Annotated in this window: 15 protein-coding genes; 12 read left to right on the top strand and 3 right to left on the bottom strand. The window is 73.9% G+C overall.

The window, feature by feature from the left end; translation table 11 throughout:
* Nucleotides 1–8: 8 nt before the first annotated feature.
* The gene (locus tag ACWDVW_RS27225) at nt 9–461 is read left to right on the top strand and encodes a nuclear transport factor 2 family protein (RefSeq protein WP_449954256.1); all 453 of its coding nucleotides are present in this window, start codon (nt 9–11) and stop codon (nt 459–461) included.
* 46 nt (nt 462–507) lie between these two features.
* On the opposite strand, the gene ACWDVW_RS27220 is transcribed toward ACWDVW_RS27225, so the two are convergent.
* A complete protein-coding gene (locus ACWDVW_RS27220) occupies nt 508–1,215 on the bottom strand; it encodes an SDR family NAD(P)-dependent oxidoreductase (protein WP_449954254.1) in 708 nt (235 codons plus the stop codon).
* Between the two features lie 82 nt (nt 1,216–1,297).
* Complete coding sequence (locus tag ACWDVW_RS27215; protein WP_449954251.1) at nt 1,298–2,209, bottom strand: MBL fold metallo-hydrolase; 912 nt, start codon at nt 2,207–2,209, stop codon at nt 1,298–1,300.
* A 95-nt stretch (nt 2,210–2,304) separates the two neighbouring features.
* On the opposite strand from ACWDVW_RS27215, the gene ACWDVW_RS27210 reads away from it, so the two are divergent.
* The 7 genes from ACWDVW_RS27210 (at nt 2,305) to ACWDVW_RS27180 (ending at nt 8,554) form a co-directional block, all read left to right on the top strand.
* Nucleotides 2,305–3,195: an AfsR/SARP family transcriptional regulator gene (locus ACWDVW_RS27210; protein ID WP_449954248.1), complete on the top strand. Its 891-nt coding sequence runs from the start codon at nt 2,305–2,307 to the stop codon at nt 3,193–3,195.
* Nucleotides 3,173–4,246, top strand: coding sequence for a phosphotransferase family protein (locus ACWDVW_RS27205; protein WP_449954245.1), 1,074 nt, complete (start codon nt 3,173–3,175; stop codon nt 4,244–4,246). The genes ACWDVW_RS27210 and ACWDVW_RS27205 overlap by 23 nt, the downstream gene beginning before the upstream one ends.
* 67 nt (nt 4,247–4,313) lie before the next feature.
* Entirely contained in the window at nt 4,314–4,847 is a 534-nt protein-coding gene (locus ACWDVW_RS27200; protein WP_449954242.1) for a flavin reductase family protein, read from the top strand.
* The gene (locus ACWDVW_RS27195; protein WP_449954240.1) at nt 4,844–5,896 is read left to right on the top strand and encodes an LLM class flavin-dependent oxidoreductase; all 1,053 of its coding nucleotides are present in this window, start codon (nt 4,844–4,846) and stop codon (nt 5,894–5,896) included. Before ACWDVW_RS27200 ends, ACWDVW_RS27195 begins: the two co-directional genes overlap by 4 nt.
* A gap of 8 nt (nt 5,897–5,904) precedes the next feature.
* Nucleotides 5,905–6,822 carry an amino acid ABC transporter permease gene (locus ACWDVW_RS27190; protein WP_449954237.1) on the top strand — a complete coding sequence of 306 codons (918 nt, stop codon included), beginning with the start codon at nt 5,905–5,907 and terminating at the stop codon, nt 6,820–6,822.
* A gap of 8 nt (nt 6,823–6,830) precedes the next feature.
* Nucleotides 6,831–7,616 (top strand): amino acid ABC transporter ATP-binding protein, encoded by a 786-nt coding sequence (locus ACWDVW_RS27185; RefSeq protein ID WP_449954348.1) that lies wholly within the window; start codon nt 6,831–6,833, stop codon nt 7,614–7,616.
* An 11-nt stretch (nt 7,617–7,627) separates the two neighbouring features.
* A complete protein-coding gene (locus ACWDVW_RS27180; RefSeq protein WP_449954234.1) occupies nt 7,628–8,554 on the top strand; it encodes an ABC transporter substrate-binding protein in 927 nt (308 codons plus the stop codon).
* A gap of 13 nt (nt 8,555–8,567) precedes the next feature.
* Here ACWDVW_RS27180 and ACWDVW_RS27175 read toward each other — a convergent pair whose 3' ends face one another.
* Nucleotides 8,568–9,599, bottom strand: coding sequence for a ketoacyl-ACP synthase III family protein (locus tag ACWDVW_RS27175; protein ID WP_449954231.1), 1,032 nt, complete (start codon nt 9,597–9,599; stop codon nt 8,568–8,570).
* A gap of 262 nt (nt 9,600–9,861) precedes the next feature.
* Here ACWDVW_RS27175 and ACWDVW_RS27170 point away from each other — a divergent pair, with 262 nt between their 5' ends.
* From ACWDVW_RS27170 to ACWDVW_RS27155, 4 genes are read left to right on the top strand one after another with little or no spacing between them, the layout of a single operon-like run.
* Nucleotides 9,862–10,866, top strand: coding sequence for an acyltransferase domain-containing protein (locus tag ACWDVW_RS27170; protein ID WP_449954229.1), 1,005 nt, complete (start codon nt 9,862–9,864; stop codon nt 10,864–10,866).
* A 23-nt stretch (nt 10,867–10,889) separates the two neighbouring features.
* On the top strand, nt 10,890–12,158 hold the full coding sequence (locus ACWDVW_RS27165; protein WP_449954227.1) for a beta-ketoacyl-[acyl-carrier-protein] synthase family protein: 1,269 nt from the start codon (nt 10,890–10,892) through the stop codon (nt 12,156–12,158).
* Nucleotides 12,155–13,366 (top strand): ketosynthase chain-length factor, encoded by a 1,212-nt coding sequence (locus ACWDVW_RS27160; protein WP_449954224.1) that lies wholly within the window; start codon nt 12,155–12,157, stop codon nt 13,364–13,366. The genes ACWDVW_RS27165 and ACWDVW_RS27160 overlap by 4 nt, the downstream gene beginning before the upstream one ends.
* A gap of 31 nt (nt 13,367–13,397) precedes the next feature.
* A complete protein-coding gene (locus tag ACWDVW_RS27155) occupies nt 13,398–13,661 on the top strand; it encodes an acyl carrier protein (protein ID WP_176092683.1) in 264 nt (87 codons plus the stop codon).
* Nucleotides 13,662–13,776 lie beyond the last annotated feature (115 nt).

Genomic DNA, 13,776 nt, shown 5'->3' with positions numbered 1-13,776 from the left:
AGGCAGCCATGCCGGTCACCGAGCCCGCCCGCACCCGCCCGCCCGCCATCGACGCCCGCACGTACGCCGAGATCCTGCAGTTCTACGCCCGGCACTTCCAGCTCCTGGACGAGGGGCGGGCGGAGGAGTGGGCGGACCAGTTCACCGAGGACGGCGAGTTCGCGCAGAACGTCAAGCCCGAACCGCGCCGGGGACGCTCCGCGATCGCCGCCTCGATGCGCCGGGGCATGGACAGCATCGCCGAGCGCGGGCTGGTCCGCCGGCACTGGTACGGCGCCGTGACGGCCGAACCGGCGGGCGAGGACGCGGTGCGGACCCGCTACTACGCGACGGTGTTCGAGACCTCGCGCGGCGGTGGCGAGGCGCGGGTGTACCTCAGCACCACCGCCGAGGACGTCCTGGAACGGCGTGGCGACGGCTGGTTCGTCCGCCGTCGCCACGTCGCCCATGACGGCACCTGAGCCGGGGCGGCGGTCCGCTCCGGGCCGCCGCCGCGAGGCACCCGCACTAGTAGTCCAGGCCGCCGTCGACGTGCAGCACGTGCCCGTTGACGTACGAGCTGTCCGGCGAGGCGAGGAAGAGCACCGCGCGGGCCACCTCGTCACCGGTCGCGGCCCGGCCCGAGGCCAGCGAACCCCGCAGCCGACCCCAGAGCCGTTCGTTGGCCAGGATCTGGCGACCCATGCCCTCGTCGACCACACCGGGTGCCACGGCGTTGACGGTGACGCCGTCGCCGGCCAGCTCGGCGGCGAGCACCCGGGTCAACGTCTCGATCGCCGCCTTCGACACGCTGTACGCGCCCGCTCCCACGATCGGCCGTCGGGCCAGCAACGAGGAGACCGTGACCACCCGCCCGGCGCCGGAGGCCCGCAGCAGGGGCGCGGCGGCCTGCACGCAGTGCAACACGCCGGTCAGGTTGGTGGCGAGCACCTCGTCCCACTGCGACACCGGCAGGCCGACCAGCGGACCGGGCCGGCTGATCCCGGCGTTGGCGACCAGGATGTCCAGCCCGCCGTACCGGGCCTGCACGCCGGAGACCAGCGCGTCGACCGAGGCCCGGTCGGCGACGTCGACCGGGAACCGGTCCCCGGTCTCCGGTGCGCCGCGCGAGGCGGACACCACGGTGGCGCCGGCGTCGGTGAGCGTACGTGCGATGACCCTGCCCAGGCCGGCGGTGCCGCCGGTGACCACCGCGACCTTTCCCTTGAGGACCATGAGAACTCCCTTCCGCGTCTGCCGGACCACCGGTCCGGCCGTGTCGTGGCCGGTGCCGCGCACCGGCCGTCGCCGCCCGCCGCTACACCGACGTGACGAGCGGACCGCCGTGCAGGTGGACCATGTCCCGGACGACCGGCCGCGACGACAGGTACGCCCCGGGCGCCTCGCCGCGTTCCTCCGCGTACGCCCGGTGCAGGTTGGCGACGAGCCGCTCCGCCTCCGGCAGATGGGCGAACGGGTGCCCGGTGGCGCCCCGGGCCGCCGCCAACGCGGGCAGCCGGTCGGCGACGCCCTGCCGGGCCAACCCCCGCAACCAGCGCAGGTACGCCTCGGTGGCGTCGAGCACCTCCGGCCCGCTCACCTCACCGTGCCCGGACACCACCACGCGTGGCCGCAGCGCCCGGATCCGTGCCAGCGCGTCCAGCGAGCCGGTCACCGACCCCATCAGCACGAAGGGCGTCCGTCCGGAGAAGACGACGTCCCCGGCGAACACCACCCGCCGCTGCGGCAGCCACACCACCACGTCGTTGGTGGTGTGCGCGGGGCCGAGGTGCATCAGCTCGACGCGTACCCCGCCCGGGTCCAGGGTGAGCTGCTCGCGCAGCGTGACGTCGGGCAGGCGCAGCCGGATCCCGGACCAGTCCACGTCGGGCCACAGCTCGCGCATCGCCAGCCCGGTCCGCGCCATCTCGGCGCGCGCCTGCTCGTGCGCCACGATCTCGGCCTCGGCCGGGAAGACACAGTTGCCGAAGACGTGGTCACCGTGATGGTGGGTGTTCACCACCACCTGCGGGCGGCCCGGCGCGACCCGGCGTACCTGCGCGAGCAGCGCCTCGGCCCGGTCCCGGGTGGCGGCGGTGTCCACCACCACGACGCGGTCGGTGCCGACGACGATGCCCGCGTTGCCGACACACCAGCCGCCCGGCCGTTGGACGTACGCGTACACGTCCGGTGCCACCGGCACCAGCGCGGCTCCTGGCTGGTCCGTCATCTCACCTCCGGTTCCACGGCGGGGTCACCGCCCCCAGTGAGCCCAACCGGGCTCGGTTCCGGCTGGAGCCGCCGTCTCGACCGGGAGGTCCGGCGATGACCATCGACGTCCTGGGTGGCCTGCGGGTCGGTGGCCCCGGCGGTGACGCCGGACCCACCGCGCCCAAGCAACGGCAGTTGCTCGGTCTGCTGGTGCTGCGGGCCGACGAGGTGGTGCCGGCCACCACCTGCATGCGGGAGCTGTGGCACGACCAACCGCCCCGCAGCGCGGCGACCACCCTCCAGACGTACGTCATGCACCTGCGCCGGGTGCTGGCGCACGCCGACGTGTCGGCGCGGGTGGTCACCTGCGAGCGCGGCTACCGGCTGCGGGTCGACCCGCTCGACACCGACCTCGGTGTGGTCCGTGCGCGGGTGCGTGAGGGCGAGGAGCGGGCGGCGGCCGGCGATCCGACCCGCGCCGCCCGGTCGTGGCGGGAGGCGCTCGCGTTGTGGCGCGGCGCGGTGCTGGCCGACGTCCGCACCGGCCCCGTCGCCCAGCAGATCGCCGGTCACCTCGACCAGTGGCGGCTGCTGCTGGTGGAGCGCTACCTGGAGGCGGAGCTGCGCTGCGGCCGGCACCGGCAGGTGGTGCCCACGGCCACCGCCCTGGCCGGTCGACATCCGCTCAGCGAACCGATCCACGCGAGCCTGATCACCGCGCTGCACCGCAGCGGTCGGCAGGCCGACGCGGTACGGGTCTACGAACGGCTCTCCGCCGCGCTGCGCCGCGACCTCGGTGTCCCGCCCTCGGAGCCGCTGCGGCGACTCCACCAGGCCGTCCGCACCGGCGCGGTCTGGCTCGACCCGCCGTCGCCCGCCGCGCCGGTGCTCTGCCTGGACGCGCTCTCCGCGCTCGACGCCGGTCGGCGGCCCTTCCTCGTTCCCACGCCACCCGGTGGCACATCCCGATCGGAGGCGTCCGGTGCCGATACCCGTGCAACGTGACCCCGAACTGACCCGTACCCGGCTCGCGCAGTGGCTGCGCGACACACTGCCCGCCCACGACGTGGTGGTGGGCCCGGTGACCGTGCCGCGCACTGCCGGCTTCTCCGCCGAGATCCTGCTCTGCGACGCCAGGTGGCGTGAGCACGGCCGGGAGCGCACCGTGCCGCTCGCGGTTCGGGTCGCACCGACCGGGCACCGCATCTTCCCCGACCTGCGCTGGCGGGAACAGGTCGCGATGCAGGTGGCGCTCGCCGACACCGCCGTGCCGGTGGCCCCGGTGCTCGGCCACGAACCCGACCCGCAGCCGCTGGGCGCGCCGTTCGTGGTGATGGTCCGCGTGGCCGGCGAGGTGCCGGCGGACCTGCCGTCGTACCACCGCCAGGGCTGGCTCGCCGACGCGACGCCCGCGCGGCAGCGGGCGGTGTGGTGGCGGGCGCTCGCCGCGATGAGCCGGCTGCACCGCCTCGACCCGGCGACCCTGCCGGTCACCGCCGCACCCACCGGTGACCTGGAGTTCTATGCCGGACACCTGGACCACTTCGGCGCCGACGGCAACCCGGCAGTCGCGGCGGCGTTGGCGTGGCTGCGCGCCCACCGGCCACCGGCGCCGACCGCGCCCGCGCCGCTGTGGGGTGACGCCCGGCTGGGCAACGTCGTCTTCGCCGGAGACCGGCCCGCCGCCCTGCTCGACTGGGAGATGACCGACGTCGGCCGCCCCGAGAGCGACCTCGCCTGGTTCCTGCACATGGACCGCTTCCTGAGCGCCGGCATCGGCGCCGCGCGCCTGCCCGGCCTGCCGACCCGCGCCGAGACGGTGGCGTACTACGCCCGACTGCTCGGCCGCCCGCTGGAACACCTGGCGTACCACGAGGTCGACGCGGCGTTCCGGTTCTGCGTCGTCACCGCCCGGGTGGTGCGGCTGCTGGAGGTCAGCGGAGTCCTGCCGCCGGGTGCGGACTTCCCGCTGCACCGCAACGCGACCGCCCTGCTGCGCCGCCGCCTCGCGGAGGCCGGTGTCGATCTCTCCAGCGCCGGTGTACCTGGCCTCTAGTGAGGACCGCCAGTGTCGGCGGAGCGCGGGCCGGCCGCGCACCACGGCGCGGGTGGGAGGGGTACGCATGGCGGTCGACGCGTCCACGTTCCGGGCGCTGTTCGGCACGGTACCCGGCGTCGTGGCGGTGGTGACCACCCTGGACGGCGACGAACCGGCCGGGCTGACCACCAGCGCGGTGTGCGAGGTGTCGCTGGACCCGCCGCTGCTGCTGGTCTGCCTGGCCGAACGGTCCCGCACCCTGCCCCGGATCCTGCGCAGCGGCGCCTTCACGGTCAACTACCTCGCCGGGCACCGGCGCGACCTCGCCGCCCGCTTCGCCGGCAGCGGCGCGGACAAGTTCACCGACGTGCCCTGGACGGGATCGCCGGGAGCCCGGGGCGCACCACGGCTCGACGACGCGTCCGCCGCCCACGCCGAGTGCACGGTGCGGCACGCGGTGCCGCTCGGCGACCACACCGTGGTCGTCGGCCTGGTCGAGGCGGTCACGGTGACCGGGCACGCCCCACTGCTGTACCGGCGCGGGACGTACCGCGCCTGGTCCGACGCCGCCACGGTCGTACCGGCCGTGGCCCGTCCGAACCCGAGGGAGCTGGCATGAAGTTCGGCATCAACCTGTTCCCGACCGTCGGCCCGCAGGACAAACCGGCCGGGCAGTACTTCTCCGAGAGCCTGCGGCTGGCGGAGCTGGCCGACGAGTTGGGCTTCCACCACGTCAAGACCGTCGAGCACTACTTCTCCCCGTACGGCGGCTACAGCCCGGACCCGGTCACCTTCCTCGCCGCCGCGGCCGCCCGCACCCAGCGGATACGCCTGGTCACCGGCGCGGTGCTGCCCGCCTTCACGCACCCGGTCAAGCTCGCCGGCAAGCTCGCGATGCTCGACGGCATCTCCGGTGGACGGCTCGACGTCGGCTTCGGCCGGGCGTTCCTGCCCGACGAGTTCCACGCGTTCGGGATACCGCTGGACGAGAGCCGGGCCCGCTTCGACGAGGGGGTGGCGGCCTGCACGCTGCTGTGGACCACCGAGAACGCGGTGTGGGAGGGCCGGTTCCACCGCTTCGGCCCGGTCACCCTGCTGCCCCGGCCGGTGCAGCAGCCGCACCCCCGGATCCTGGTGGCCACCGCCAAGTCGCCGGAGTCGGCCGAGGCCGCCGGCCGCAACGGCCACGGCGTGATGCTGGTGCCCTCGATCAACTCGCGGGAGCAGGTGCAGGACGTGTTGGCGCTGTACCGCAAGGCCGCGGCGGCGAACGGTTTCACCCCGACCGACGAGGACGTCCACATGAGCTACAACGCGTTCCTGGCCGAGGATCCCGACGAGGCGCGCAGGCTCGGGCGCGGCTACTCCGAACAGTCCCACCGGACGCTCGCCGACGCGGTGTCGGCCTGGGCGCACACCCGCAGCACCGACTACCCGGGATACGAGAAGATCGTGGAGCGGGTCGGCAAGGGCGACTTCGACCGGCAGGTAGCCGCCGGCAAGGCCCTCGTCGGCTCACCGGAGCAGGTGATCGCGGCGGTGGAGAACATCCGCGAGTGGTTCGGCGACGTGACGCTGAGCCTCCAGGTGGTGTCCGGCAACGTCCCGTACGAGCAGGCCGCCCGCTCCCTGCGGCTGTTCGCCTCGCACGTGCTGCCCCGGTTCTGACGGCACCGGTGACCACCCGCACGGTCGTACCGGCCGACACCTACCTCACCGCCCCGCCCGCCCCACCCGCGTACCGGCGCAGCCGCCGGGTGGCCGCACTGGCCGGCCTGGTGGTGCTGCTGCTCGTGTTGCAGAACCTGGCACGCAACCCCGCACTCCAGTGGGACGTGGTGGCGCAGTACCTCACCGCCGACGTCATCCTCGACGGGCTCCGGATCACCCTCCTGCTCACCGCGATCGCCCTGGTCGGCGGCTTCGCCCTGGGTACGCTGCTGGCGGTCATGCGGCTCTCCGGGAGCCTGCTGCTGCAGTCGGTGAGCTGGGGTTACACCTGGCTGTTCCGGTCCGTGCCGATCCTCGTGCAGCTCCTGTTCTGGTACAACATCTCGCTGCTCTATCCCCGCATCACCGTCGAGGTGCCGTTCGGCCCGACCCTGCTGGACGTGCAGACCCGAGGTCTGATCAACGGCTTCCTCGCCGCGGTCATCGGGCTGACCCTGCACGAGGCGGCGCACGCCAGCGAGATCGTGCGCGCCGGCCTGTTGTCGGTGGACAAGTCGCAGACCGAGGCGGCCCAGGCGCTGGGACTGTCGCGGACGCGGACGTTGTGGCGCATCGTGCTGCCACCGGCGATGCGGGCCATCGTGCCGCCCTCGGCGAACCAGGCCGCCGCGCTGCTCAAGGGCACCTCGGTGGTGAGCGTGATCGCCGGACAGGACCTGCTCTTCTCCGTCCAACTGATCTACAACCGCAACTACCTGGTGATCCCGCTGCTGCTGGTGGCGACGCTGTGGTATCTGCTGTTCACCACCATCCTCAGTGGACTTCAGTATCTCCTCGAACGCTACTTCGGGCGCGGCAGCGGCCGGAACGGCCTGCCCCTGCGCGCCCGCCTGCGGGCCCTGGCCGACGGAGCGGAACGGTGAGCGCCACGATGCACGACGACGACCCGCTCCGACCGATGGTGCAGCTCGTCGGCGTCCGCAAGGCGTTCGGCGCCACCACCGTGCTCGACGGCGTGGACCTCACCGTCGACCGGGGGACCGTCACCTGCGTCGTCGGCCCGTCCGGCTCGGGCAAGAGCACGCTGCTGCGCTGCGTCAACCGTCTCGAACGCGCCGACGCCGGCATGGTCCTGGTCGACGGTCGGCCGGTCGGCCACGTGCTGCGGCGCGGCCGACTGGTCGAGGCGTCGCCACGGCTGCTGGCCCGGCACCGCACCGAGGTCGGGATGGTGTTCCAGGCGCTGAACCTGTTCCCGCACCTGACCGTCGTGCAGAACCTCGTGGAGGCGCCGATCGCGGTGCAGCGGTTGCCCCGCGACGCGGCCCTCGCCCGTGCCCGCGAGTTGCTGGACCGGGTCGGCCTGGCGCACAAGGAGCGTGCCTACCCGCGCGAGCTGTCCGGCGGTGAACAGCAACGCGTCGCCATCGCCCGCGCCCTGGCGCTGCGTCCCAAGGTCATGCTCTTCGACGAGCCGACCAGCGCGCTGGATCCGGAACTCATCGGGGAGGTGCTCTCGGTGGTCCGCGACCTCGCGTCGGGCGGCATGACGATGCTGATCGTCACCCACGAACTGCGCTTCGCCGCCGAGGTCGCCGACGAGATCGTCTTCATGGACCGCGGTCGCATCGTCGAGCAGGGTCCACCCGCCACGATGCTCGACCGCCCTCGCGAGGAGCGCACCGCGCGGTTCTTCGCCACCATCCTCAACCGTTGAAGGAGACGAAGGTGTATTTGTCGCGTCACACCCGCTGGATGGTCGCCGTGACGGCGACCGCCGTGCTCGGCCTGCTGACCGGGTGCGTCCACGCCGCGCCGGCCCCCACCGGTGGGGAGGCACCCGCCGACCTCGGCGCCCAGGACGTGGTGTCGCAGGTGCAGGCCGCACCGGACATCGCGGCGCTGCTGCCGGCCGAGATCCGTGAGCGGGGTCGGCTGACCGTCGGCTCGGCGGTGGGCACTCCGCCGATCGCCTTCCACCCCCAGGACGGCGGCCCGCCGCGCGGCGTCGACATCGACATCGCCGACGCGGCCGCCCGGGTCCTCGGCCTGACCGTCAGCCGCGAGCAGGTCAGCGGCGCGTCGTTGCTGACCGGGCTGACCGCCGGCCGGTTCGACGTCGGCACCGCCAACTTCGCGGTCACCGAGGAACGCAAGAAGGTGCTGGACTTCACCGTCTATCTCACCGACGGCACCGGTTTCATGGTCCGCGACGACAGCTCGTTGCGCGAGGTCACCGACGTGTCGCAGCTCTGCGGGCTGACCATCGGCACCGGCGTGGGCAGCACCTTCGAGCAGGACCTGCGCCAGCGGGAGCGGGTGTGCGTTGACGCCGGCAAACCGTACAAGATCAGCACCTACAGCGACGCCGCCGCGCACTTCCTGGCCCTGCGGGAGGGACACGTCGACATCCTGGTCAGCACCTCCAGCGTGCTCCGCTACGCGGCGAGCCAGCAGCCCGGACTGCGCTTCGTCGGCGAACTGGGCCGCCGCGACGTCGGCCTGGCGACCAGCAAGGGCGCCGGTCTCGCCGAACCGCTGCGGGCCGCGGTGGACCGGCTGATCGCCGACGGTACGTACCGCCGGATCCTGACCAAGTGGCACCTGGAGTCCAGCGGGATCGACCGGTCCACGGTCAACCCGGCGGCGGCCTGAGGCGTAGCGCCCCTCACCCCGTCCACCCGGGCACCTCGTCGATCTCCAGCACCGCGCAGGTCCACGTGTATCCCGCTCCGACCCCGGCGAGCAGCACCCGCTCGCCGGGGCGCAGCGCTCCGGTCTCCACCAGGTACGCGAGCCCGCTGAACTGGTCTCCCGCCCCGAGGTGGCCGACCGTGCTGGCCCAGTCCCAGGTGGTGACGGCGCGGTCCACCTGCCACGGCCGCAGGTACGACGAGGTGAGCCGGCGCAGCCCGAAGTGCGGCAACACGTACCGGTCCACGTCGGCGAAGGTCAGCCCCGCCTCGGCGAGCACCCGGTCCACCGCCTCCGACTGACCGGCCACCACCCGACTGATGCTGTACGACACCCCGGTGCGGGCGACGAACGCCTTCTTGACCGCGTCCAGGTCCACCGGCTGTCGCTGGGCCAGCGGCGCGGCGCCGAACGGGTCGTCGCCACGGTGCAGTCCCTCCAGGTCCGGCTCGGAGACCGTCACCAGGCTCAGCAGGCGCGCGAACCCGGTGTGCCGGGAGAGCACCAGGGCCGTACCGGCGTCGCCGTAGACCGTGCCGGGGTCGCTGTTCCACCTGTCGAAGCCCGGTGGGCAGAAGCGGTCCCCGGTGGTGAGCAGCGCCGCGGCACGTCGCGGCGCGGCGGTGAGGTACGCCGCCGCGAGGTCGAGGGCGGCGAGTCCACCGTTGGAGAGCTGGCGGACCTCCAGCGCCGGGCAACGGTTGCCGAGCACCATCCGCTGGATGTACGACGCCGGCGCCCACACGTCGTGTCCCTGGTGGTAGACGGTGGCGTGCAGCAGCAGCGCCACCTCGTCCTGAGTGTGCCCGGAGCGTTTGACGGCCAGCTCGGCGGCGCGTACCGCCAGCTCCGGGCCGGACTCCTCGGTCGACACGCTCACCGCGTCCAGGCCGGTCTGCGTCGCGAGCCGCTGACTGCACCGGCCGTCGGCGACCGCGTCGACCACCCGCGTCCGCCCCGGCACGTACGCGGCCACGCCGGCCACCCGGATTCCGTCGAATCGCATCTGTCTGCCGCTCCCTCGGATCACCGGATCGCGACGGGCTCCGCGCGTCCACCGCCGCCGGATCGTCGCTCGTGGCGTCGGTCCGGCGGCGGATCGCCGACCGCTCGTGGGGCGGGCGATGGCGCGGAGCGCGCCGGGGGTTCGCCTCGGCACCGCCGTCGCGTACCGCCACCGTCGCGCGCCGTGCTCGGCCGGGACTCGAGAACCCGTCGAGCGGGTACGCCTTGAGCCGCCCTCAAGTGACAGGTGCGACGGTCGGGGCATGTCCGCACCCACGACCCGACGCGTGGCCCTGCTCCTCCCCGGCCAGGGCGCCCAACGACCCGGCATGGCGGTCGGCCTCTATCACGGACACCCGGGCTTCCGCCGCCACGTCGACGAGGTGTTCGCGCTCTGGGGTCCGGAGGGCGACGCGATCCGCGCCGACTGGCTCACCGACCACCCGGCCGTACCCCTGGACGACCTGCGCCGCGCGCAGCCGCTGCTGTTCGCGATCGGCTGGGGGCTCGGTCGCACGCTGCTCGACGACGGCCCGGAGCCGGTGGCCCTGCTCGGCCACAGCGTCGGCGAGGTGGTGGCGGCGACCCTCGCCGACGTGCTGAGCCTGCCCGACGCGGTACGCGTGCTCCGCGACCGGCTCGGGCACCTCGCCGAGGCCCCGCCCGGCGGCATGCTCGCCGTCGCGGCCACCCCCGAACAGGTGCGGCCGTACCTCGGTGACGGGGTGGTGGTCGGCGCGGTCAACGGGCCCGGGCAACTGCTGCTCGCCGGCCCGGAGACGCCTCTGACCCACGTCGAGCAGCGGCTGCGCGCCGACGCCGTGACCTGCCGCCGGGCCCGGTCGACCACCGCGTTCCACAGCCCCGCACTGGCCGACGCGGCCGCGCGTGCCGAACCACTGCTGCGCACGCTCCCGCTGCGCCCGCCACGCCTGGCGCTGTTCTCCTGCTACACCGGGGCCCGGATGACCGCCGAGGTGGCCACCGACCCGGCCTACTGGGCCGCCCAACCGGCCGCACCGGTCCAGTTCGGCGCCGCGCTGGACGCCCTGCTGGCCACAGAGCCGCAGGTGCTCGTCGAGGCCGGTGCGCCGCACGGACTGACCGCGCTGGCCCGCCGGCACCCGGCGGTGCGGCAGGGCCGGTGCGCGGCACTGGCCGCGCTCCCGGCCCACGCCGGCAGCAGCGACGCGGACCTGGTCGCCGTCGCCACGGCCCGGACCGCCGTGGACGGCCTCCGTTTCCAGGAGGGCTCGACCGTCGCTTGAGCACCCGCTGCGACCGTCGGACCATGAGCCGTCGCGTGGTCGTCACCGGACTCGGGGCCGTCGCCCCGGGTGGTAGCAACGTCAAGCAGTTCTGGGACCTGCTCTCCTCAGGCCGCACCGCAACCCGGGGCATCACCGCCTTCGACCCGTCGCCCTACCGCTCGCGGATCGCCGCCGAGTGCGACTTCGACCCGGTCGAGGCCGGGCTCGGGCCGCAGGAGGCCCGGCGGATGGACCGGGCCACGCAGTTCGCCGTGGTCGCCGCGCGGGAGGCGGTCGCGGACAGCGGCCTCGACCTGCCGGGCGAACAGGGCCACCGGGTGGCGGTGTCGCTCGGCTGCGCGGTCGGCTGCACCACCAGCATGGAGCGGGAGTACGTCGTGCTCAGCGACGGCGGCCGGTCCTGGCTGGTCGACCCGACGTACGCGGTACCGCAGCTCTACGACTGGTTCGTGCCCAGCGCGGTGGCGGCCGAGGTGGCACACGTCGTCGGCGCGCAGGGACCGGTCGCCCTGGTCTCCGACGGCTGCACCTCCGGCCTCGACGCGGTCGGGCACGGTGCCGAACTGATCCGCGAGGGCAGCGCCGACGTGGTGGTCACCGGCGGCACCGACGCGCCGATCTCACCGATCACCCTGGCCTGCTTCGACGCGATCAAGGCCACCAGCCCGCGCAACGACGACCCGGAGCACGCGTCGCGTCCCTTCGACTCGACCCGCAACGGCCTGGTGCTCGGCGAGGGCGCCGGGGTGCTGGTCCTGGAGGAGCTGGAGCACGCCCGCCGCCGAGGGGCCCCGGTGTACGCCGAGGTCGCCGGCTTCGGCAGCCGCTGCAACGGCTACCACATGACCGGGCTGCGCGCCGACGGCGTGGAGATGGCCGAGGCGATCCGGGTGGCGCTGACCGAGGCGCACCTGGCACCCGAGCAGGTCGACTATGTCAACGCCCACGGGTCGAGCACCAAGCAGAACGACCGGCACGAGACGGCCGCCTTCAAACGCAGCCTCGGCGAGTACGCCTACCGGGTACCGGTCAGCTCGATCAAGTCCATGATCGGGCACTCGCTCGGCGCGATCGGTGCGCTGGAGCTGGTGGCCTGTGCGCTGGCGATGGAGCACCACCTGGTGCCGCCCACGGCCAACCTGCACGTACCCGACCCCGAGTGCGACCTCGACTACGTGCCGAACGTCGCCCGCGAGCACCGCACCGACACGGTGCTGAGCGTCGGCAGTGGATTCGGCGGCTTCCAGAGCGCGGTGGTGCTGGCCCGGCCCGATCGGCGGGCGGCGTGAACGCCCCGGTCGTGACCGGACTCGGCGTGGCCGCGCCCACCGGTCTCGACGTCGAGGCGTACTGGCGGGCCACCGTGCAGGGGCGCAGCGGCATCCGGTCGATCACCCGCTTCGACGCCACCGGCTACCCGCTGCGGGTCGCCGGTGAGGTGCCCGACTTCGTCGCCGAGGAGCACCTGCCGGGCCGGCTGCTGCCGCAGACCGACCGGATGACCCGACTGAGCCTGTACGCGGCCGAGCAGGCCCTGACCGACGCCGGGGTGCCGGCGGTCGAGGGCGTCCGGTACGACGTCGGCGTGGCCACCGCCTCCTCGATGGGCGGCTTCGAGTTCGGGCAGCGGGAACTGGAGAACCTCTGGAGCAAGGGCGGCAGCCACGTCAGCGCGTACCAGTCCTTCGCCTGGTTCTATGCGGTCAACTCGGGCCAGATCTCCATCCGGCACAACCTGCGCGGCCCGGGTGCCGCGCTGGTGACCGACCACGCGGGCGGGCTCGACGCGATCGGGCACGCGCGACGGCAGATCCGCCGGGGCACCCCGGTGGTGCTCACCGGCGGCGTCGACGGCGCACTGTGCCCGCTCGGCCTCGCCGGTTGGCTCAGCACCGGCGGGCTCAGCAGCCGTACCGACCCGCGACGGGCCTACCTGCCGTTCGACGCGGACGCCGACGGTGCCGTGCCCGGCGAGGGGGGCGCGCACCTGGTGCTGGAGGACGCGGACTCCGCGCGGGCCCGGGGCGCCCGGGTCTACGGCGAACTGGCCGGCTACGCCGCGACGTTCGACCCGGCCGGTGTGCCCGCGACCGGGCTGCGCCGCGCGATCACCGGCGCGTTGCGCGACGCCGGCATCAGCCCCGACGAGGTGGACCTGGTCTTCGCCGACGGCGCCGGTGACCGCGCGGCCGACCGGACCGAGGCGACCGACCTGGCGGAGGTGTTCGGGCCACGGCGGGTGCCGGTCACCGCGCCCAAGAGCACCGTCGGCCGGCTCCAGGCCGGCGCTGCCGCACTGGACCTCGCCACCGCGCTGCTCGCCATTCGCGACGGCGTCGCGCCGCACACCGTCGGCGTGGACGCCCCCGCTCCCGACTGCCCGATCGACCTGGTCACCGGCGAGCCCCGATCGCTGCCACTGCACCACGTGCTGGTGGTGGCCCGGGGCCGGGGCGGCTTCAACGCCGCCGCCGTGCTCCGCCGCGTCGCCTCGTGACCCGGACCGACACCGACCCGAAAGGACGATCATGACCGCCGACCAGCCGCTCCACCTCGACGACCTGCGCCGCATCCTGCGCGCCTCGGCCGGCGAGGACGACTCCGTCGACCTGGACCGCGAGATCCTGGACACCCCCTTCGTCGACCTGGGTTTCGACTCGCTCGCCCTGTTGGAGACGGTCTCCCGGATCTCCCGCGAGTACGCCGTGACGCTGCCGGACGAGGTGGTCGAGAGCTGCGACACGCCACGATCGCTGCTGGACTACGTCAACCGGACGGCGACCGGGGTCTGAGCAGCGTGACGGGCGCGGCGGTCACCCAAGCCTTCGGGTGCGACGATCTGCGCAATCTCCTCCGACTGGGGTCACCAATCGATGAACTCGACGATCTGCTACGCGTCTCCCATCG

The organism is Micromonospora sp. NPDC003241 (genome assembly GCF_053589795.1).
Note: the sequence above shows the minus strand (reverse complement) of the source record. Positions and strands in the feature narration are given on the sequence as shown.